Annotated in this window: 1 protein-coding gene; it reads right to left on the reverse strand. The window is 69.0% G+C overall.

Annotated elements, in window-relative coordinates; all coding sequences use genetic code 11:
* On the reverse strand, positions 1 to 316 hold a 316-nt coding region (locus tag N4G66_RS45465; RefSeq protein ID WP_391859000.1), incomplete at both ends, for an ABC transporter permease.

Genomic DNA, 316 nt, shown 5'->3' on the forward strand with positions numbered 1-316 from the left:
ATAGATGGAGGCGACGCCCATCAGCTGGAGGCCGTTGCGGAACACGCCGACGATGAGGACGCCGATGAAGGTGCCCAGGACCGAGCCGCGTCCGCCGAAGAGGCTGGTGCCGCCGAGGACCACAGCGGTGATGCTGTCGAGGTTGTCGGTCTGCCCGGCCTGCGGGTCGCCGACTCCGGTGCGGGAGATGAGCAGCAGGGCGGCGATGCCGTACAGCAAGCCGGCCACGGTGTAGATGCCGATGGTCAGGCGAGAGGTACGGATGCCGTTGAGCCGGGCGGCCTCGGCGCTGTTGCCCAAGGCGTAGACGTGCCGC

It is taken from the genome of Streptomyces rhizosphaerihabitans (assembly GCF_025399795.1).
In the GTDB taxonomy this organism is placed as follows: Bacteria; Actinomycetota; Actinomycetes; order Streptomycetales; family Streptomycetaceae; genus Streptomyces; species Streptomyces rhizosphaerihabitans.